The organism is Streptomyces sp. SID13726 (genome assembly GCF_010548375.1).
Classification (GTDB): Bacteria; Actinomycetota; Actinomycetes; order Streptomycetales; family Streptomycetaceae; genus Streptomyces.
On the sequence record NZ_JAAGLY010000361.1, the window covers coordinates 1 to 468 of the forward strand.

Below are 468 nucleotides of genomic sequence, written 5' to 3' on the forward strand. Positions count from 1 at the left end.
AGGCATCGTCACCGTGACCGTGTGGGGGTGTGTGAAGTCGATGGTCATGCTGCTCCTTCGTCGGTTGCGGTCAGGACCCGATGGGCCGGCCCCTACGGAACTCGCCTCGGTTCGCAGGGAACGGTTCGCCGGCGTTGAGCTCGTCCTCGAGGCGGGCTAGTTCGCGCTCGAGCGCGGTGTTGAGCAGGGCGGTCATGGAGACATGCCCGCCGTCGAGGCCGGCGGTGCGCAGGACGGCCGTCTCGGCGCGGCGAATCAGGGCCTCTTGGAATCGGAAGGTCCGAGAGATCATGGCTGTGCCCACGGCGGCCTGCACCGGAGGTTCTGGCTCGGTCACGCGCGGGCGCTGCGCCCGGGCAGGTCGCCGCGTCGTGGCCGCGGGCGAATCCTCGGTCCGGAGGTCCGGCCGTTCCGACGTCGCCGCCGGAGCTGCGGGTTCGGCTGGCGGCTGGACTACTGGCGCGGCCA

1 pseudogene is annotated in these 468 nt (G+C 71.2%); it reads right to left on the reverse strand.

Annotated features, from left to right (window positions below):
- Window positions 1-70: 70 nt before the first annotated feature.
- A pseudogene (locus G3I78_RS51535) lies at window positions 71-468 on the reverse strand (hypothetical protein); the annotation flags it as partial.